This window comes from Lysobacter capsici, assembly GCF_014779555.2.
Classification (GTDB): Bacteria; Pseudomonadota; Gammaproteobacteria; order Xanthomonadales; family Xanthomonadaceae; genus Lysobacter; species Lysobacter capsici.
The window spans coordinates 2,702,496-2,721,578 of the sequence record NZ_CP094357.1 but is presented as its reverse complement, the minus strand read 5'-3'; the positions used below and the strand labels follow the sequence as shown (position 1 = coordinate 2,721,578).

Annotated in this window: 23 protein-coding genes; 11 read left to right on the top strand and 12 right to left on the bottom strand. The window is 66.8% G+C overall.

The genetic code is table 11. The annotated features are described in order from the left end of the window. Window positions 1-81: 81 nt before the first annotated feature. Window positions 82-876, bottom strand: a complete 795-nt coding sequence (locus IEQ11_RS11530) for an alpha/beta fold hydrolase (RefSeq protein ID WP_191823110.1) — start codon at window positions 874-876, stop codon at window positions 82-84. 154 nt (window positions 877-1,030) lie between these two features. Between IEQ11_RS11530 and IEQ11_RS11525 the strand changes: the two genes are divergently transcribed. After that, complete coding sequence (locus tag IEQ11_RS11525; RefSeq protein ID WP_191823111.1) at window positions 1,031-1,999, top strand: LysR family transcriptional regulator; 969 nt, start codon at window positions 1,031-1,033, stop codon at window positions 1,997-1,999. Window positions 2,000-2,006: 7 nt separating this feature from the next. Here IEQ11_RS11525 and IEQ11_RS11520 read toward each other — a convergent pair whose 3' ends face one another. Next, window positions 2,007-2,534, bottom strand: coding sequence for a hypothetical protein (locus IEQ11_RS11520; RefSeq protein ID WP_191823112.1), 528 nt, complete (start codon window positions 2,532-2,534; stop codon window positions 2,007-2,009). 250 nt (window positions 2,535-2,784) lie between these two features. Here IEQ11_RS11520 and IEQ11_RS11515 point away from each other — a divergent pair, with 250 nt between their 5' ends. Beyond that, on the top strand, window positions 2,785-3,267 hold the full coding sequence (locus tag IEQ11_RS11515; RefSeq protein WP_191823113.1) for a GNAT family N-acetyltransferase: 483 nt from the start codon (window positions 2,785-2,787) through the stop codon (window positions 3,265-3,267). Window positions 3,268-3,376: 109 nt separating this feature from the next. Here the strand turns inward: IEQ11_RS11515 and lolA are convergent, their stop codons facing one another. The 3 genes from lolA to IEQ11_RS11500 form a co-directional block, all read right to left on the bottom strand. Further along, window positions 3,377-4,012: an outer membrane lipoprotein periplasmic chaperone LolA gene (gene lolA / locus IEQ11_RS11510; RefSeq protein ID WP_191823114.1), complete on the bottom strand. Its 636-nt coding sequence runs from the start codon at window positions 4,010-4,012 to the stop codon at window positions 3,377-3,379. Window positions 4,013-4,238: 226 nt separating this feature from the next. Further along, on the bottom strand, window positions 4,239-6,551 hold the full coding sequence (locus IEQ11_RS11505) for a DNA translocase FtsK (protein WP_233423966.1): 2,313 nt from the start codon (window positions 6,549-6,551) through the stop codon (window positions 4,239-4,241). A 296-nt stretch (window positions 6,552-6,847) separates the two neighbouring features. Next, the gene (locus IEQ11_RS11500; protein WP_036103551.1) at window positions 6,848-7,918 is read right to left on the bottom strand and encodes an alanine dehydrogenase; all 1,071 of its coding nucleotides are present in this window, start codon (window positions 7,916-7,918) and stop codon (window positions 6,848-6,850) included. 462 nt (window positions 7,919-8,380) lie between these two features. On the opposite strand from IEQ11_RS11500, the gene trxB reads away from it, so the two are divergent. From trxB to infA, 5 genes are all read left to right on the top strand, one after another. Beyond that, window positions 8,381-9,334, top strand: coding sequence for a thioredoxin-disulfide reductase (gene trxB / locus IEQ11_RS11495; RefSeq protein WP_036102909.1), 954 nt, complete (start codon window positions 8,381-8,383; stop codon window positions 9,332-9,334). Beyond that, the gene (locus tag IEQ11_RS11490) at window positions 9,334-9,813 is read left to right on the top strand and encodes a GNAT family N-acetyltransferase (protein ID WP_191823115.1); all 480 of its coding nucleotides are present in this window, start codon (window positions 9,334-9,336) and stop codon (window positions 9,811-9,813) included. The genes trxB and IEQ11_RS11490 overlap by 1 nt, the downstream gene beginning before the upstream one ends. After that, window positions 9,810-10,985, top strand: coding sequence for a GNAT family N-acetyltransferase (locus tag IEQ11_RS11485; protein WP_425494671.1), 1,176 nt, complete (start codon window positions 9,810-9,812; stop codon window positions 10,983-10,985). Before IEQ11_RS11490 ends, IEQ11_RS11485 begins: the two co-directional genes overlap by 4 nt. Before the next feature lie 114 nt (window positions 10,986-11,099). Beyond that, a complete protein-coding gene (gene aat, locus IEQ11_RS11480; RefSeq protein ID WP_191823116.1) occupies window positions 11,100-11,870 on the top strand; it encodes a leucyl/phenylalanyl-tRNA--protein transferase in 771 nt (256 codons plus the stop codon). 166 nt (window positions 11,871-12,036) lie between these two features. Continuing rightward, window positions 12,037-12,255: a translation initiation factor IF-1 gene (gene infA, locus IEQ11_RS11475; RefSeq protein WP_031372296.1), complete on the top strand. Its 219-nt coding sequence runs from the start codon at window positions 12,037-12,039 to the stop codon at window positions 12,253-12,255. 41 nt (window positions 12,256-12,296) lie between these two features. Here the strand turns inward: infA and IEQ11_RS11470 are convergent, their stop codons facing one another. The 3 genes from IEQ11_RS11470 to IEQ11_RS11460 form a co-directional block, all read right to left on the bottom strand. Next, window positions 12,297-12,539 (bottom strand): hypothetical protein, encoded by a 243-nt coding sequence (locus IEQ11_RS11470; protein ID WP_191823117.1) that lies wholly within the window; start codon window positions 12,537-12,539, stop codon window positions 12,297-12,299. 188 nt (window positions 12,540-12,727) lie between these two features. After that, entirely contained in the window at window positions 12,728-12,937 is a 210-nt protein-coding gene (locus IEQ11_RS11465; protein ID WP_046656529.1) for a hypothetical protein, read from the bottom strand. 111 nt (window positions 12,938-13,048) lie between these two features. Continuing rightward, window positions 13,049-13,246, bottom strand: coding sequence for a hypothetical protein (locus IEQ11_RS11460; RefSeq protein WP_191823118.1), 198 nt, complete (start codon window positions 13,244-13,246; stop codon window positions 13,049-13,051). Here IEQ11_RS11460 and IEQ11_RS11455 point away from each other — a divergent pair. Next, window positions 13,245-13,634, top strand: coding sequence for a hypothetical protein (locus IEQ11_RS11455; RefSeq protein ID WP_191823119.1), 390 nt, complete (start codon window positions 13,245-13,247; stop codon window positions 13,632-13,634). The genes IEQ11_RS11460 and IEQ11_RS11455 overlap by 2 nt on opposite strands. A gap of 99 nt (window positions 13,635-13,733) precedes the next feature. Continuing rightward, a complete protein-coding gene (locus IEQ11_RS11450; protein ID WP_036102916.1) occupies window positions 13,734-14,084 on the top strand; it encodes a hypothetical protein in 351 nt (116 codons plus the stop codon). A 157-nt stretch (window positions 14,085-14,241) separates the two neighbouring features. Here IEQ11_RS11450 and IEQ11_RS11445 read toward each other — a convergent pair whose 3' ends face one another. The 4 genes from IEQ11_RS11445 to clpS form a co-directional block, all read right to left on the bottom strand. After that, on the bottom strand, window positions 14,242-14,451 hold the full coding sequence (locus IEQ11_RS11445) for a hypothetical protein (protein WP_057921546.1): 210 nt from the start codon (window positions 14,449-14,451) through the stop codon (window positions 14,242-14,244). A gap of 61 nt (window positions 14,452-14,512) precedes the next feature. Beyond that, on the bottom strand, window positions 14,513-14,707 hold the full coding sequence (locus IEQ11_RS11440; RefSeq protein WP_148650348.1) for a hypothetical protein: 195 nt from the start codon (window positions 14,705-14,707) through the stop codon (window positions 14,513-14,515). Window positions 14,708-15,113: 406 nt separating this feature from the next. Then, complete coding sequence (gene clpA, locus IEQ11_RS11435; protein WP_046656527.1) at window positions 15,114-17,393, bottom strand: ATP-dependent Clp protease ATP-binding subunit ClpA; 2,280 nt, start codon at window positions 17,391-17,393, stop codon at window positions 15,114-15,116. Window positions 17,394-17,482: 89 nt separating this feature from the next. Further along, a complete protein-coding gene (gene clpS / locus IEQ11_RS11430) occupies window positions 17,483-17,803 on the bottom strand; it encodes an ATP-dependent Clp protease adapter ClpS (RefSeq protein ID WP_036102919.1) in 321 nt (106 codons plus the stop codon). A 179-nt stretch (window positions 17,804-17,982) separates the two neighbouring features. Here clpS and IEQ11_RS11425 point away from each other — a divergent pair, with 179 nt between their 5' ends. Further along, complete coding sequence (locus tag IEQ11_RS11425) at window positions 17,983-18,585, top strand: YbjN domain-containing protein (protein WP_191823120.1); 603 nt, start codon at window positions 17,983-17,985, stop codon at window positions 18,583-18,585. 1 nt (window position 18,586) lies between these two features. After that, a complete protein-coding gene (locus IEQ11_RS11420; protein ID WP_036102920.1) occupies window positions 18,587-19,081 on the top strand; it encodes an NUDIX hydrolase in 495 nt (164 codons plus the stop codon). The last annotated feature ends 2 nt before the right edge of the window (window positions 19,082-19,083 follow it).

Here is a 19,083-nt window from a genome sequence, read left to right as displayed (position 1 = left end):
ATCGCGAATCCGCCCGATCCAGCCGTGCGACATCGGCGCGCGCATCGCAGCCGACGACGCAGCCCGCCATGCATGTCGTGCTCAAGCCGCAAGAAACTCCAGCACCGCGGCCACGAATTCCCGCGGGAACTCGACATTGCTCAGATGCACCGCCGGCAGCACCAACAGTTTCGCGCCCGGCACCGTCGCCGCGATCGCATCGCTGTGACTGGCCGCGGTCACGGTGTCGTACTGACCCGCGATCACCAAGGTCGGACGCTCGATCAGGGCGATCGTGCGGCGCAGGTCGGCGTCGCGCACCGCGGCGTAGGAACCGGCCAGCCCCTGGCGGTCGGTCGCCAGCAGCATCGCGCGGAAGGTTTCGACGATCGGCGATCCGGCGTCGAGCATGCTCTTCGGAAACCAATTGCCGAGGAACATCTGCGCGGTCTCGCCCATATCCGTCGCGCTCAGCACCGAGGCGATGCGTTCGTCCCACTGGCCGGCCGGGCCGAGATAGGACGAGGTGTTGCTGAGAATCAACCGATCGATCCGCTCCGGCGCATGCACCGCGAGCCACTGGCCGATGAAGCCGCCCAGCGACAGGCCCAGGAAATGCAGGCGGTCGATGTTCAAGGCGTCGAGCAGTTCGATCGCATCGCGACCCAGCCGGTCCAGCGAATACGCTCCGAGCGGAACGCCGGAACCGCCGTGGCCGCGGGTGTCGTAACGCAGCACGCGATAGTGCCGCGACAGCGCCTCGATCTGCCCATCCCACATGCGCAAGTCGGTGCCGATCGAATTCGACAGCATCAGTACCGGCCGGTCGCTGGCGCCGTCGATGCGGTAGGCGATACGGGTGCCGTCGCCGGCGGTAACAAAGGGCAATTCGTTCATGATCGGCGCTTCTCGATACGGGGCTTGGAAGCGCCGCGCCGGATCTCGCCGGTCGGGTCGCCTCTGCAACGGCGGTTGCCGTGGCCATAGAGTGATTGCGGCCGACCCGAACTGATATTACAAAGATCGCACATACCTTGTAAGAAAACCGGATATGAGCGCCTTCACCCTGCACGACCTGCAATGCTTCGATGCGGTGATTCGCGCCGGCGGCTTCCAGGCCGCCGCCAGCGTGCTGCATCGCTCGCACCCGGCGGTGTTCGCCGCGGTCGCCAGGCTGGAAAGCCAGCTCGGCCTGAGCCTGCTCGACCGCAGCGGCTACCGCGTGCAGCCGACCGACGCCGGCCGCTCGCTGCATCGCCGCGCCCAGGCGCTGCTGCGCGAAGCCGAACAACTGCGCTCCCACGCCGCGCAACTGGCCATGGGCGAGGAAAGCGAGCTGCGGGTGGTGATCGGCGACCTGTGCCCGCGCCCGCAGCTGCTCGCCCTGCTCAGCGGCTTCTTCAGCCAATGCCCCGGCACCCGCCTGCACCTGCATTTCGAAGCGGTCACCGGCCCGTGGGAGCGTTTGTTCGACGGCGACGCCGACCTGATCGTGCACCGCATCGACAAGACCGACCCGCGCCTGGAGTGGATCGACCTGTGCAACGTCCCGCTGCTGCCGGTGGTCGCACCGGGCCTGCTGCCGTTTCCGATCACCCGCGCGATCACCCCGGCGCAGATGCGCGACTTCACCCAATGCGTCATGCGCGACACCGCGCGCCATTCGCCCGACATCAACTACTTCATGATCGAGGGCGCGCACCAGTGCGTGGTCGCCGATCAATCGATGAAGAAGGAAGTGATCCTGCACGGCATGGGCTGGGGCCACCTGCCGCGGTTCCTGATCGAGCGCGAACTCCACGACGGCCGCCTGCATTCCATCGCCGGCCGTCATCTGCCCGGCGGCACCGAGGAACTGGTCGCGGCGCGCCGCAGCGATCGACCGCAGGGGCCAGTGGCGAATCGGTTGTGGGATTACATCCGCGAGCGGGCGCCGCGCTTGCGCGCCGAACTCGAGCCGGCCGCATCATCGGTGCGCAAGCGTGCCAGCGCCGGCAAGCGACGCGGCGCGCGCGTCTGAACCTGCTTCAGTCGTCCAGCTCGATCGCTTCCACCGAATCGCAGACGACCCAGCGCTTGTCCAGAGTCAACACCACCTTCTGCTCGTTTCCCGCCAACGGATCCGCCGGCACCACATTGACCCGCAACAAGCCGCTCAACGCCTGCGCCAGCGCCTGGATCACCGCGTCCGGCCCTCGCGCGAGCATGCCGTTGCAGCTGGCCAGCAGGCGCTCGAAACGCTCCGCCGGATAGCACAGCACGCTGCCCGGATCGCGCCAGCCTTGCGATGCCGACGCGATCGCCGCATGCGCGGCCAGATAGACCTCACCGACCGAAGCGGCCACACTGAAAAAGAACAACTGCGACTGCGGTCCCTGGTGACTGAGCAACAAGGGATGACTGGAATCGCACGCGATCTCGCGGACCCCGCCGAGTTGGCAATGCGCCTGCGTCGGCGAGTGGCAATGCAATTCGACCCGGCGCCGAAGAAAGCCCTGGTCCCAGTCCTCGAATTCCACCGTGATCACCAGCAATTCGTCGCGTGTCCAATGCATCGCGGTCAACCATGCCTCGGAGCGTTCGCGGATCTTCCAAAAAAATGCGGCGCGGTTCATCGCACTGGCCGTCCCTGTCGATTGCCGGGTCTGGAACCTCAGGATAACGACCGTCCCTGCCGCGGCGCATGAGCCGCCGCGATGAGGCGGTGACTTGCGCGCGCCGCCCATCGACGCGCGCGCAATGCATCGCGCCTACAATCGCATCCAGTTGCGCCAGCCAAGCAACGGCACCCGACCGAACCCGACCATGTCCTCTGCGCCTGTCACGATCCGCCCCGCCCGCCCCGAAGACCGCGCCGCTGTGCTGGCGATACTCGCCGAAACCTTCGCCGACACCTGGCGCCCGCAACTGACCGCCGCGGCGATCGACGACTACCATCGACGGCGCGTGGCCGAGACCTTCGTCGATGCGGCCCTGCCCGGGTTTCTGGTCGCCGAACTCGACGGCACGGTGATCGGTTTCGGCAACCGCGAGGCCGGCTTCGTCGATTCGCTGCACGTGGCCGCGGCCGGCCGCCGACGCGGAGTCGCGCGCGCCCTGATGGCCCGGCTGGAAGCGCGGATGCGCGCCGACGGCATCGCGCTGGCGGCGTTGGAGACCGACACCTTCAACGAAGCCAGCCAGGGGCTGTACCTCGCGCTGGGCTACGTCGAGGTGGCGCGCTATCCCGATGAAGAATGGAACAGCGGCCTGACCACGATCCGTTACGAGAAATCGTTGACGCCTTGAGGCATGCGCGCGCGGACGTTTGTTTCGCGCGCTATCCAACGCGAACTTCAGGCAAAAAAAACGCGGGCCGAAGCCCGCGTTTTTTATTCGCTGCGCGATGTCCCGCGCCTCAGCCCTCGCCGATCACATCCACGCCCTTGGCCGGCGCGTACTTGAAGGTGGTCGCCGGGAAGCTGGGATTGCGCTTCCAGCCGCTGAAGCTGATCTCGGTCTTCTGGCCCAGCGCGTCGACGATTTCCATCTTGGCCAGGCCGCCGGCGTTGAAGCCGAGCTTGGCGTTGCGGAAGCTGGCATCGCCCGGGGTCTTGGGCTCCAGCGCCAGCCAGTTCAAACCGCCGCGGCTGCCGCTGTCCTTGACCACGAACATCGCGTCGAGCTTGCTCGGGTCAATCAATGCGGCGAGCGGGCTGTTCTGTTCCTCCACGCCCTGCGGGCGCACGCTGACCTGCTGCAGGTCGGGCTCGTAGACCCAGACCTTCTTGCCGTCGGCGACGATCAGCTGCGGGTACGGCTTGGTGTATTCCCAACGGAACAGGCGCGGCGCCGACAGCGCGACCTGGCCGCTCGAGGATTCCTTGAGCTTGCCGTTGGTGTCGAACACCTGCTGGGCGAACTGGCCGTCGAGCCCCTTGAGGCCGCGGGTGAAGCTGCCCAGGTCCTCGCGCGCGCCGGCCGTGGCGGCACCGGCGAACAAGGCCGTGGACAGCGAGAGCGCGATGGCGGCATGGCGGACGAGACGGTTCACGGGAAGCTCCTCAATGACGATGGCGGCAGTGTGAACAGGCGAGCCTGAACGCGGTATCGACGCGCTTAAGCGCGGCTGAGCGTGCGTTTCGCCCAGGCCGGCCGCTGCACCTCTGCCTGGGCCGGCTTTGACACGGCGCAGCCGGTGTTTCGTGGCTGCCGCGGGGTGTTCGCGGCGACTCCTGGATGCGCAGTCGCGGCTTACGCCGCTCCTACAGGAGGCCCGACTACTTCGGCGGCGGCGGCGCCAGCACGCTGCGGTCGCCGTTGTGCTCGGGCGGGGTCACGATGCCGGCCGCTTCCATCGCCTCGATCAGGCGCGCGGCGCGGTTGTAACCGATCTTCAGGCGGCGCTGCACGCCGGAGATCGAAGCGCGGCGGGTCTCGGTGACGATGCGCACCGCTTCGTCGTACAGCGGGTCGGATTCGTCGCCGCCGCTGCTCGCGGTTTCCGGCAGACCGGTCGCGCCGACCACGGTGCCGTCGCCCATGGTCTGCACTTCGTCGAGCACGCCTTCGATGTAATCCGGGCGGCCGCCGATCGCCTTGAGGTGTTCCACCACGCGATGCACTTCCTCGTCCGACACGAACGCGCCGTGCACGCGTTCGGGCATCGCCGTGCCCGGCGGCAGGTACAGCATGTCGCCGTGACCCAGGAGGGTCTCGGCGCCGGACTGATCGAGGATCGTGCGCGAGTCAATCTTGCTCGACACCTGGAACGCGATGCGGGTCGGGATGTTGGCCTTGATCAGGCCGGTGATCACGTCGACCGACGGGCGCTGGGTGGCCAGGATCAAATGGATGCCGGCCGCGCGCGCCTTCTGCGCCAGGCGGGCGATGAGTTCTTCGACCTTCTTGCCGACGATCATCATCATGTCGGCGAATTCGTCGATGAAGATGACGATGAACGGCAAGGTCTCGAGCTGGCGCGGCGCTTCGTCCAGGTCCGGATTGGGCTTGAACAGCGGGTCCATCATCGGCTGGCCCGCTTCCTCGGCGTCGCGGACCTTCTTGTTGAAACCGGCCAGGTTGCGCACGCCGACCATCGACATCAGCTTGTAGCGGCGTTCCATCTCGGCCACGCACCAGCGCAGGCCGTTGGCGGCTTCCTTCATGTCGGTGACGACCGGCGCGAGCAGGTGCGGGATGCCTTCGTAGACCGAAAGTTCCAGCATCTTCGGATCGATCATCAGCATCCGCAGTTCTTTCGCCGAGGCCTTGTACAGCAGGCTCAGCACCATCGCGTTGACCGCGACCGACTTGCCCGAACCGGTGGTGCCGGCGACGAGCAGATGCGGCATGCGCGCCAGATCGGCGACGGTCGGCCGCCCGGCGATGTCCTTGCCCAGCGCCAGGGTCAGCGGGCTGCCGGACTTGTCGTATTCCTTCGAGCGCAGCAGCTCGGACAGGAAGATCATTTCGCGGGTGGTGTTCGGCGTTTCCAGGCCGATCACCGACTTGCCCGGAATCACGTCGACCACGCGCACCGACTTGACCGACAGGCCGCGCGCGATGTCCTTGTCGAGCGAGCTGATCTGGCTGACCTTCACGCCCGGCGCGGGCTGCACTTCGAAACGGGTGATGACCGGGCCCGGATAGGCGCCCATCACCTGCGCGTCGATGCGGAAATCCTTGAGCTTGAATTCGATCTGCCGCGACAGGGTTTCCAGGGTTTCTTCGCTGTAACCCTTTGGCTGCGGCTTGGGATCGTCGAGTAGCGCCAGCGGCGGCAGGCCGCTGCCGTCGCCGGTGTTGAACAGCGGGATCTGGGTCTCGCGCTTGGCGCGTTCGCTCTTTTCCACCACCGGCGCCGGCGGCGGTTCGATCTTGACCTTCTCGCGCTTGGAGCGCAGTTCGGTGTCGACCTTGCGCGCTTCCTCGCGTTCCTCGCGCATGACCTGGGTCTGGCGCCATTCGGTCGCCTGCTGGCTGCCGCGGCGGAACAGCTTGCTCAGCACCGGACCGAGCGCCAGGGTCCACTGCCCCAGCTTGTCCATCACCGCGAACCACGAGATGCCCGTGGCCAGGGTCACCGAGATCAGCAGCAGCGCGAGCAGGAACAGATTGCCGCCGACCGGGCCGAAGCCCGAGTACAGCGAACGCCCGACCAACTGGCCGAGGATACCGCCGCTGCCGGCGGAAAAATCCTCGGCCGGGCCGAAGCGCAGTTGCAGCAGACCGGTCGCCGAGACCAGGAAACCGACGATGCCGATCAGGCGCAGCGCAGGGCCGAGATCGGCCTCGCCATCGCCGTCGGTGTCCATGCCGAACAGGGCGATCCAGGCGATCGCGCCGAGCATGACCGGCAGCAGAAACGCGACATAGCCGCACAGGTACAGCAGCACGTCGGCGATCCAGGCGCCGACCCGGCCGCCGAGGTTGTGCAGCGGCGCGGTGATCGAGCCCGAATGCGACCAGCCCGGGTCGCTCGGCGAGAAGGTGACCAGGCTGGCCAGCAGGTACAGCAGCAGCGGCGCGATCACGATCAGCGCGATGTCGCGCATGAGGCGCTGGCGCTTCGGGGACGGCGCGTTTTTCACCGCTTCGGGTGGCTTGGCCTTCTTGCGACTGGCTGTGGGAGCGGACGCCACCGTGATGTGCTGCCTTAGGATGGTTTCGTTAGTCGTTGAATATACAGGAAAGGGCTGCAATCGGCGTGTCGGCGCCAGGCGCCGTCCGGCGACCCGGTCCCCGCCCGCCCCGCAGCCTTATCCAACTCGCCCCGGCACAAAAACGAAGGGCGGCCAGCGAACGGTAGCATCAAGCCCCGCCCACCGCCGCCCTGCGTCAGATCGAGACCGGCTTTGACCGAATCCCGAATCCCTAATCCCGGCTGTTAAAGCTTCATGCCCTGCAGCGCCGGATGGATCAGCTTGCCGCCTTCGACATTGATGCCGCGCACCAGCGCCGGGTTGTTGCGCCATTCGTTGCCGGCCGCCAGCTTGTTGACCCACGGCAGGATCGCCGCGCAGATCGCCTGCGAAGAGGTCTGCGGCACCGCGCCGGGCATGTTGGTCACGCAGAAGTGGGTCACGCCCTCTTCGACGTAGGTCGGTTCCTTCCAGGTGGTCGGACGCGAGGTCTCGAAGCAGCCGCCCTGGTCGATCGAGATGTCGACCACCACGCTGCCGTCTTCCATGCCCTTGAGCATTTCGCGGGTCAGCACGTGCGGCGCGCGCGCGCCGGTGACGAGCACCGCGCCGATCACCAGGTCGGCCGAAGCCACTTCGCGCGCGACCACGTCGACGTACGGGAACAAGGTGGTGACGTTGTTGCCCAGGCGCATCATCTGTTCCATGCGGTCCTGGCGCATTTCGAACACAGTCACGTTGGAGCCGCCGGCCGCGGCCAGCGCCGCCGACGCGCCGCCGGCCTGGCCGGCGCCGAACACCACGACCTTGCCGCGCTCGGTCGACGGCAGGCCGCCGAGCAGCTTGCCCTTGCCGCTCATGGGCTGGTGCAGCAGGTGGGTGCCGACCTGCACGCCGATCTTGCCGGCGATGATCGACATCGGCGCCAGCAGCGGCAGGTCGCCGTTGGGCAGCTCGACGGTCTCGAAGGCGACGCCGGTCAGGCCGATGTCGAGCAACTGCCTGGTCAGGGTCGGCTCGGCCGCCAGATGCAGGTAGCAGAACAGCAGGTGATCCTTGCGCAGGTGCTGCAGATCGCCGGCGATCGGCTCCTTGACCTTGACGATCAGCTCGCCCTTTTCGTACAGCGCCGCCGCGTCGGGCGCGATCTTCACGCCCAGGCGGGTGTATTCGGCGTCCTTGAAGCCGCTCTTGATGCCCGCGTCCTGCTCCAGCCAGACCTCGTGGCCACGATTGACCAGGTCGCCGGCCGCGGCCGGAACGAGCGCGACGCGCCCTTCGAGAGTCTTGGTTTCCTTCGGTACGCCGATACGCATTGCAATCTCCGGTGCGGCCTGGAAAAACGCCGCATGCGCGGCGCCCCTGGCCATGTTGTCTTGAGTGTCGTGTGGGGGAAGTGTCGCGTCTGACTTGGGATCTGACTTGGAATCGCTGAGCTTGGCCGCTGTGTCTGATGGGAGTCGCGTCGAAAGCGTGTGGCCGGCGAGTCGTTGCAACGAACGCCTTTTGTCGAATCGGTGCCTCCTAGCGCAGGCCGATCCGGCGGCCTTTGTACGACCATCGCCCGGCAATACGCCAGCGTGCGCTTTGGCGGTTCGCTCGCAGCGCCGACCTCGTGCCGTGGCACGCACCGTTGCATCCTCGCGATACGCCTTGTGTTGCCGGGACCGCGCCTCCAAGCTATGCCCTGTTCCGGAATCTTCTACACGCCGGCGTATGGCCGAAGCTGAGGATTCTTTCTGCGCTCAGCGCATTCCCAACTGCCCGCGATTATATACATGACCCCTTCGAAGCACTCCCGTGTCGTCATCCTCGGTTCCGGCCCGGCCGGCTGGACTGCCGCCGTCTACGCCGCCCGCGCCAACCTCAAGCCGCTGGTGATCACGGGCCTGCAGCAAGGCGGCCAGCTGATGACCACGACCGAAGTCGACAACTGGCCCGGCGACGCGCACGGCCTGATGGGTCCGGATCTGATGACCCGCATGCAGGCGCATGCTGAACGCTTCGATACCGAAGTCGTGTTCGACCACATCCACACCGCCGATCTGTCCAAGCGTCCGTTCCGGCTCAAGGGCGACAGCGGCGACTACACCGCCGATGCGCTGATCATCGCCACCGGCGCCACCGCCAAGTACCTCGGCTTGCCGTCGGAAGACGAATTCAAGGGCCGCGGCGTGTCCGCCTGCGCGACCTGCGACGGCTTCTTCTACAAGGACCAGGACGTGGCGGTGATCGGCGGCGGCAACACCGCGGTCGAGGAAGCGCTGTACCTGTCCAACATCGCCCGCAAGGTCTATCTGATTCATCGCCGCGACACCCTGCGCGCGGAGAAGATCATGCAGGACAAGCTGCAGGCCAAGATCCAGGCCGGCAAGATCGAACCGGTATGGCATCACACCGTCGACGAAGTGCTCGGCAACGACGCTGGCGTGACCGGTGTGCGGGTCAAGTCGGTGCAGGACGGCTCGGTCCGCGACCTCGCCGTGCACGGCCTGTTCGTCGCCATCGGCCACACCCCGAACACCAGCCTGTTCGAAGGCCAGCTGGCGATGAAGAACGGCTACCTGACCATCGAGACCGGCCTGGACGGCAACGCCACCCGCACCTCGGTCGAAGGCGTGTTCGCCGCCGGCGACGTCGCCGACCAGGTCTACCGCCAGGCCATCACTTCGGCCGGATTCGGCTGCATGGCCGCGCTGGACGCCGAGAAGTTTCTCGACAAGGACGCCTGATGGCCGACGGTCGTGAATCGCTGCGCATCAGCGGCGAGCCCGGCGATCTCGATTTCGCCGTGATCCACGACTTCCTCGCCCGCGAGTCCTACTGGGCCGCGGGCATCCCGGCGCCGACCCTGCGGCGCGCGCTGGATCATTCGATTTGCTACAGCGGCCATCTGCACGGACAGATGGTCGCGTTCGCGCGCGCGGTCACCGACCAGGCCACCTTCGCCTATCTGGCCGACGTGTTCGTGTTGCCGGCGCACCGCGGCCACGGCCACGCTCGCGCGATGGTCGCCGCGCTGATGGCCGATCCGCGCCTGCAAGGATTGCGCCGCTGGCATCTGGTCACCCGCGACATGCAAGGTTTGTATGCCGGGCTCGGCTTCACTGCATTGAGCCAGCCCGATCAGCATATGCAGCGGCACGATCCCGAGGTCTACCGACGCAAACTCGCGCCAACCGACCCCGCGCAATCCGACCCGTCGCCGTGAGCACGCGCGACGACGCGCTATCGATACGACTGCTCGGCTCGCTGGGCGACATCGACGCGGCGCGGTGGGATGCCCTGCACGACGGCACCAATCCCTTCATCGCCCACGCTTTCCTGCATGGCATGGAGATTCACGGCTGCCTGCGCGAGGACTGGGGCTGGGCGCCGCATCACCTGACCGTGTGGGACGGCGATGCGCTGATCGCGGCGATGCCGGCGTATCTGAAGCAGAACTCGCACGGCGAATTCGTGTTCGACCATGCCTGGGCCCACGCCTACGCACAGCACGGTCTGGACTATTTCCCCAAATGGCTCGCGGCGGCGCCCTACTCGCCGGTCACCGGCCCGCGCCTGCTCGCGCGCGACGACGACCACCGGCGGGTGCTGATCGCGGCGATGGCGCAGTTGTGCGCGCGGCAGAAGCTGTCGTCGGCGCATGTGAACTTCCATACCCACGACGAGGATTCGTTGTTCGACGGCGGCCAGGCCGACGGCGATTGGCTGCCGCGCATCGACGTGCAGTACCACTGGCGCAACCTGCCCGATGCCGACGGCAAGCGCTGGGAAAACTTCGAGCAGTTCCTGGCCGCGTTCGATCACAAGCACCGCAAGAACATCCGCCAGGAACGCGCCAAGGTCGCGCGCGCCGGGGTGACGTTCCGCGTCGTCGAGGGCGGCGATGCGAGCGCCGACGACCTGGCGACGATGCACCGCTTCTACCTGACCACCTTCGCCGAGTACGGCAACCACGCCGCGCTGACCTTGGAGTTCCTCCAGCACCTCGCCCGCGAGATGCCGCGGTCGCTGGTGATCTTCCTGGCCGAACGCGACGGCGAAGCGATCGCCGGTGCCCTGTGCCTGCGCGGCGGCGACACCTTGTATGGCCGCTACTGGGGCAGCGAAGTCACCCTGCCCGGGCTGCACTTCGAAACCTGCTATTACCAGGGCATCGACTACTGCCTGCGCGAAGGCCTCGCCCGCTTCGAACCCGGCGCCCAGGGCGAACACAAACTCGCCCGCGGCTTCCTGCCGAGCTTCGTGCACAGCCGCCACTGGATCGCCCACCCCGGCTTCCGCGACGCCCTGCGACCGTGGTGCCGCGACGAGGCGGCCTCGGTCCGGCGCTATGCGCAGACGTTGGGGGCGCATTCGCCGTTCAAGCGAGGGGATTAGGGATTCGAGATTGGGGATTCGGCGAGAAACGCACTACCTTCTGCTACGCCTGCCTCTTCCTCGCCGATCGCGCTTTTACCAATCCCGAATCCCAAATCCCGAATCTCCGCCCCCATGCGCCGCCTCCCCTTCCTGCTGCCCCCCGACCCCGCCGCGCCGTTCCCGCCGGGCGAACAGGCGCTGCGCGAGCCGGACGGATTGCTCGCGGTCGGCGGCGATTTCCGCCCCGAACGCCTGCTCAACGCCTACCGCCACGGCATCTTCCCGTGGCCGTCGGACGGCTACCCGCTGCTGTGGTGGTGCCCCGACCCGCGCACGGTGTTCCGCACCGACGCGGTGCGGCTGGCGTCGAAGTTCCGCCGCGGGCTGCGCCGCAGCGACTGGGTGGTGCGCGCCGATACCGCGTTCGAACAGGTCATCGCCGCCTGCGCGCAGGCGCCGCGGCCGGGCCAGGACGGCACCTGGATCAACGCCGAGCTGCGCGAGGCCTATGTCGGCATGCACCGGCTCGGGCATGCGCATTCGATCGAGGTCTACGACGGCACGACGCTGGTCGGCGGCCTGTACGGCATCGCGATCGGCCGGATGTTCTTCGGCGAGAGTATGTACAGCGCGCGCCCGGGCGGCTCCAAGGTGGCGATCGCGGCACTGGCCCGGCATCTGCATGCCTGGGGCTGGCCGCTGCTCGACGGCCAGGTCGAGAATCCGCACCTGCTGAGCCTGGGCGCGGTGTCGATGCCGCGGACGCAATTCCTGGCCGAGGTCGAGCGCCTGACCGCGCTGCCGGGGTTCGCGCCGGCGCCGTGGACCGCGCATTTCGGCGACTACCCCGCCCGCGCGCTGGCCGAGCCGGCGGTCGACGACGAGCCGCGCGCAGGCGCCTGAGCACCGCGCAGCCTGCCATTGCGCCCGGCCACGCCGTCGGCGATCGGCGGCGCTCGGGGCCGGTTAACGGTTTTTTGCGCCTGGGCCACTGCCGTGGCAGAATGTGCGGCTTCGCGGGCGCGCGACGCCCATCCTCGCGACATCGCGACTCCTCCTTGAGAACCACATGGCAAAAGACGACGTGATCGAATTCGAGGGCACGGTGGCGGAAACTCTTCCGAACACCATGTTCCGTGTGCGTCTCGAAAACGGGCACGAAATCATCGCCCACATCTCGGGTCGCATGCGCAAGAACTACATCCGCATCCTGACCGGCGACAAGGTCAAGGTGGAGATGACGCCCTACGACCTCACCAAGGGCCGCATCACCTACCGCATGAAGTAATCGCGGTAACTATCGAAAAAGGCGGCCATTGGCCGCCTTTTTCATGCCTGCCTCCCGACCTCGGCCGGGCGCGCCGGCGCCCCTGGCAACGGGCGGTTGTTACGGCGCCGGCAGGCGAGCAGCCTGGTCTCGCAGTCGCCGCGGTGGTCAGGGTGCAGCGGTCGCAGGCTGGCCCGCCAGCAGGCCGTGCAGGCATTGAGCGGCGCGGCGTCCGCGCTGGCGATCCGCGAGCCGGCGAACACGAACCCGGCCAATGCGCTCAGCGACAGATGCTTCAAGGTCATGGTGAACCACCCTGTTCCTTGAATGACGCGGCAAGCGCGCCCACCGGTCCGCAACGATCGGTCGCGGACCGGCGAGCCTGAGCCCGATCACCCACCGGGCTCGTGACCCGGCGCCCACTGCGTTCACATCCCGCGGAGCGCGGACGATCCCTGCCATGGGACAGCGGCGGATAGAGCGCCGTCGACGCTTACTCCAGCGGACAGCCGGCCGAGATCAGGCAGGTGCTGAAGTCGCCTTCGCACACCATGTCGTCTTCCGGTCCGCCGCTTTCGCTCATGCACACGTTGTAGGCGATGCGGCATTCGCGGCAGGGATTGAGCGGCGGATGGGCGGCGACGGCCGAGCCGGCGAAGACGAAGGCGGCGACGGCGGTCAGGGTGAGCTTGCGCAAGTTCATGTGGTGCTCCTTTTCCATGGATCGGCGCGGGACCGCGGCCCCGGCCTGAGTGGCTGCGCCGCGAACGCGGTCGCAGTGGCGAATCCCGATGCGTGCGAGCGAACGGGACGGTTACTGCAGGGGGCAGTTCCTGCGGCGCAGGCAGTCGTCGCGCTGGTAGTCGCAATCGAGTTGGCCAAGCTGTATGCATCGGTTGTACAGGTCGTAACAGACCTGACACGGACTGACCGCGGAACTCGCGGTGGTAAACGCACTGCAACCGAACACGAAGGCGGCGAGCGCCGCCAACGCGGGTCTGGACAGTTTCATGATGATCGTCTCCGGATCGTTCGAACCGTCGCTCAGGACGGCCGCCCGCGCTTTGCGGGCCGGTCGCACGCTAGCACCGGCAAGGCGGGCGAATCGAGCTGCACTGCGGCATGCCGATGCGCCGCACGATCGCAACGACGCCCGGCCAACGACGAAAAAAACCGAGCGCGCGTATCGAACCGCCGAACCGGTCACGAAGCGCTTTCGCCCGCCGTCGCATCCATGCGGCCGCGACGACGGCGCCATCCACGCGAACAGCGCGCGACTCGACCGTTTCGGCAAACATCGCGCATTCACCGATGCGAAAATCCGGCCACTCGCATCTGGCCCGCAACAATGCACGATGCAGGCAACGGGCCGATGGTTTACAGCCGATCGCATACAGTGACGAAGGTCATAGCGACTTCTTCCAGATTCCATCCGCGTGCGATGCGTCTAGATTTCGCGGCAAGCTCAATCCGAGCCAGCCCCATCGAGGACGCCCCCAATGTCGCTGCTACGTACCGTCACCCTTACCTGTCTGCTGAGCCTGTCCGCGACCGCAGCGTCCGCGGCCACGCTCGATTCCTGCGTCGATCTGGGCGACAGCTCGCAGATCTCGCGCGCCGGCGCGCAGTTCATCGTGGTCAAGCACGACAGCGAGTTCTATCGCGTCGGCTTCCGTCAGACCTGTTCGGACCTGACCACCACCAACAAGATGGAAATCTCCAGCGAGCAGCAGGCCAACCGCCTGTGCCCGAACGGCAGCGTGGTCAAGACCGCGCGCGCCACCTGCGACGTGGGCAAGGTCGACAAGATCGACGAGGCCGCCTACGACCGTTACCGTCGTCAGCGCTGAGCCCGCGCCGTCGCGCTCGCCGCCTGACAAGCGCGGCGAGTGTATGAAGTAAAAAGGCGGCCGCAAGGCCGCCTTTTTCGTACCCGTGCGAACGCGAGCGCGATCGGCCCTACAGGGCGCGAAACGCGCGGGCCCGTGCCGGACCCGCGCGCGGACCTCACTCCAGCGGGCAGCCCGCCGAGATCAGGCATTGGCTGAAAGGTGTTTCGCAATCGCGGCTGCCGTCGAGGCCGCCGTTGTTCATGCAGTTCTGATATTGCGCGCGGCATTGCTTGCACGGGTTCAACGGCGGCGGAACCGCCGCGACCACCGAGGCGGAGAACGCGAACGCGGCCAACGCCGCGAACAGGGTCTTGCGGGACTTCATGCAACCTCCTTATCCATGCATCCTGGACGATAGGTACGGCGCGCCGCGTCGAACGCGCGGCTCACCACGGCGGATTCGGGCAGCCGTACCGGCTCAGGCACTGCGAGAGTTGGTACTCGCAGTTCTGCACGTCGGTGGTGAGGCACTTGTTGTAGCGCACCCAGCAGGTGTCGCAGGCATCGGCGGCCATCGCGGTGGTGACCACGGCGCAGCCGAACACGAACGCGGCCAAGGCCGCTAGAGAGCGTTTCTTCATCGAATCGGACTCCTGTTTCCAGTGAAAGCGGCCAACCGGGCCGCCGCCCGCACTCCGCGGGCGACTGGACGCTAGCACCGGCCTCGCCTTGCACTGGCAAGCCCTGGCAGAACCGACAGGTCGCATGCGCGGACAGATACGGCAGTTGCGACGCACAACGCGTTTCGTGCGTTCGACCGCAGCGCGATGTTGCGCGCTGCAGCACGCGGCCATCCCGGCTCGATGCCGTCAGACGGGCCATCAAGATCGAACATCGCGTAGTAACGAAAGGCATCGCAACCGTCAGATCACCTTCGTTGCGAACCCCGCGACGATAGCGACCCATACCGCGCGACACCTCTTCAGAAACGAAAAAAGCGGCCCGAAGGCCGCCTCTCTCACGCCGCCGCAAGCGGCGGCACTTTGATCACACCGTCGCCGGCAACAGCTTCTCCGGCTCGGCATGCGCCTCGACCACCAACTCGTCGTTGGCGACGTCGATGGTGACCCGGCCGCCGTCGATCAGTTTGCCGAACAGCAGTTCGTCGGCCAACGGACGCTTGATCTTGTCCTGGATCACGCGCGCCATCGGACGCGCGCCCATGAGCGGATCGAAGCCGTGCTGGGCCAGCCAGTCGCGCGCGGTCGGCGTGGCGGTCAGGGTCACGTTCTTCTCGTGCAACTGGCTTTCCAGCTCGATCAGGAACTTGTCCACCACCCGCAGGATGTGCTCGAAGCCCAGCGCCTGGAACTGCACCACCGCGTCGAGGCGGTTGCGGAATTCCGGGGTGAAGGCCTTACGGATCGACTCCATCGCGTCGGTGGAGTGATCTTGCTTGGTGAAGCCGATCGAACGCCGCGAGGCCTGCGCCGCGCCGGCATTGGTCGTCATCACCACGATCACGTTCTTGAAGTTGGCTTCGCGACCGTTGGTATCGGTCAAGGTGCCGCGGTCCATGACCTGCAACAGGATGTTGAAGATGTCCGGATGCGCCTTCTCGACCTCGTCGAGCAACAGCACGCAGTGCGGGGTCTTGACGATCTTCTCGGTCAACAGGCCGCCCTGGTCGAAACCGACATAGCCCGGAGGCGCGCCGATCAGACGGCTGACCGAATGCGGCTCCATGTACTCGGACATGTCGAAGCGGACCAGTTCGATGCCCAGTTGCAGCGCGAGCTGCTTGGTCACCTCGGTCTTGCCCACGCCGGTCGGGCCGGAGAACAGGAAGTTGCCGATCGGCTTGTCCGGATTGCCCAGGCCCGAGCGCGCGAGCTTGATCGCCGAGGCGAGCGTCTCGATCGCCGGGTCCTGACCGAAGATCACCATCTTGAGGTTGCGCTCGAGATTGCGCAGCACGTCCTTGTCGTTGGCCGAGACCTGCTTGGTCGGGATGCGCGCCATCTTGGCCACGATCATCTCGACTTCCTCGATGTCGATCACCGCCTTGCGCGCCGACTCGGGCAGCAGACGCTGACGCGCGCCGGCCTCGTCGATCACGTCGATCGCCTTGTCCGGCAGCAGCCGGTCGCCGATGTGCTTGACCGACAGGTCGACCGCGGCCTGCAACGCCTCGTCGGCGTAGGTCACGCCGTGGTGCGATTCGTACTTGGGCTTGAGGCCCTGCAGGATTTCGTAGGTTTCGCCCACGGTCGGCTCGACGATGTCGATCTTCTGGAAGCGCCGCGCCAGCGCGCGATCCTTCTCGAAGATGCCGCGGTATTCCTGGAACGTAGTCGAACCGATGCAGCGCAGCTCGCCCGAGGACAGCGCCGGCTTGATCAGGTTGCTCGCGTCCATGGTGCCGCCGCTGGCGGAACCGGCGCCGATGATGGTGTGGATCTCATCGACGAACAAGATCGCCTCGGGCTGCTTCTTGAGCTGCGCGAGCACGGCCTTGAGGCGCTTTTCGAAATCGCCGCGGTACTTGGTGCCGGCCACCAGCGCGCCCAGGTCGAGGGCGAAGATGGTCGCGTTGCGCAGCACCTCGGGCACTTCGCCGTCGACGATGCGCTTGGCCAGGCCCTCGGCGATCGCGGTCTTGCCCACGCCGGCCTCGCCGACATAGAGCGGATTGTTCTTGCGCCGGCGGCACAGCACCTGGATGGTGCGCTCGACTTCGTCGCCGCGCCCGACCAGCGGGTCGATCTTGCCCTCGCGGGCGAGCTGGTTGAGGTTGCTGGCGAACTCGGCCAGGGCGTCGGACTTGCCTTCGCTGTCCGGGCCTTCCGGCGGCTTGGCCTCTTCCTCGTGGTGGCCCTGCCCGTCCTCGGCGCTGTGCTTGACGATGCCGTGCGACAGGTAATTGACCACGTCGAGCCGGGCCACGTCCTGCTGGTTGAGGAAGTAGACCGCGTGCGAGTCCTTCTCGCCGAAAATCGCCACCAGCACGTTGGCGCCGGTGACCTCCTTCTTGCCCGAGGACTGGACGTGGTAGACCGCGCGCTGCAGCACCCGCTGGAACCCGAGGGTGGGCTGGGTGTCGCGGTCGACATCGTCTGGCAGGACCTGGACCGAGGTCGCGATGGCCTGCTCCAGGTCGCTGCGCAGGCGCAGGAAGTCGGCGCCGGTCGCCTTGAGCACGGCTTCGGCCGAGGGGTTGTCGAGTAGTGCGAGCAGCAGATGTTCGACCGTCATGTACTCATGGCGCGCCTCGCGGGCGCGCTTGTAGCACTGGCCGATGCTGTATTCGAGATCCTTGCTGAACATGGGGCGTAGCCTCCAGAACGTATGCACGCTACGTGGGGGCGCTCGCCGGCTTTTCCATGCCCCGCCCCAACGGGTGCGACAGCTCCCTTTTAGGCCCTTTCCATCGTGCACAGCAAGGGGTGTTGATGCAGTCTTGAAAATTCGTTCACCTGGGCGACCTTGGACTCGGCCACTTCGCGGGTGAAAACCCCGCATACGCCGCGGCCGCGGGTATGCACATGGAGCATGATCTGGGTCGCTTTTTCGACATTCATCGGGAAAAAGCGGGTCAGGACCTCGACAACGAAGTCCATCGGGGTGTAATCGTCGTTAAGCAGCAGTACGGAATACAGCGGCGGACGGGCGACTTCGGGCTTGCCGGTTTCCACCAGCACGCCGTGACTGTGTTCGTGTTCGGTCTGTTTTGCCATCGGACGATTATAGACCGCTGCCCCGATCCGGGCGTGGGGTGGGAATGGCGCGGGCGCGTGGCGGCCGCGTGACGACATGGACGCACCGCACGGCCGCATTGCAAAATGCCGCAGCGCCGCCATCTGTGTCGGAGCCGTCGGACTTAGTTGCGCCGCCGCCGTTGAATTCAAGGACCCACATGCGCCTGCCCCGCTGTCTGCTGCCCGTCGCCCTGCTCGCGCTGTCGCCGGTGGCCGCTTTCGCCGCCGCCGAACCGGCCGCCAGCACGGCGCCCAAGCAAACGCAGGCCAAGCAGGTGCAAGCCAGCCAGGTCGAGGCCAAGGCCGACCGCGGCGACGCGGCCCGGGTCGAAGCCGACGCCAACGCCTCCAAGGCCGGCGATGCGCGCATCCGCCAGCAGCTCGACGCGCTGGGCTACAAGTACCAGGTCGACGAGGACGGCGATTTCGTCCTGACTTTCGGCCTGGACGGCGACCGCAGCCAGATGGCCTACGTGCTGTCGAGCACCCAGAGCTACGGCAAGCTGCAGGTGCGCGAGGTCTGGTCGCCGGGCTACCGCGCCGCCGACCAGGACTTTCCGGCCGATGTCGCCAACCGCCTGCTCGAGGACAGCCATCTGAGCAAGATGGGCGGCTGGGTCAAGCAGGACGGGGTCGCGGTGTTCGTGGTCAAGCTCGATGCCGGCGCGGCCCAGGACGATCTGGACGACGCGATCGACTACGTGGTCCGCGCCGCCGACCAGATGGAAGCCCTGCTCACGCCCGGCAAGGACGAGTTCTGACGTGAGCTACCGCGAAGGACGTTTCTGGCAACCCGACGTCACCGTCGCCACGATCGTGGTCGAGGGCGGCCGCCTGCTGATGGTCGAAGAGACAGTCGGCGGGCAATTGGTGATCAATCAGCCCGCCGGGCACCTGGAGCCCGACGAAAGCCTGCTCGACGCCGCGCTGCGCGAGACCCTGGAAGAAACCGGCTGGGACGTGCGCCTGACCGCCTTCATCGGCGCCTATCAGTGGAAAGCACCGTTGCAGCCCGACGGCTCCGGCGGCCGCCATTACCTGCGCTTCGCCTTCGCCGCCGAACCGGTCCGGCACCACGCCGAGCGGGCGCTGGACGAAGGCATCGTGCAGGCGCTGTGGATGACCCCGGCCGAACTGCAGGCGCGCGCGCCGCAGCACCGCGGCCCGCTGGTCTGGCAGGTCGTCGCCGATTACCTGGGCGGACGCCGCCATTCGCTGGACCTGGTGCAGCACATGGTCTCGCCCGAACCGCTGTGACC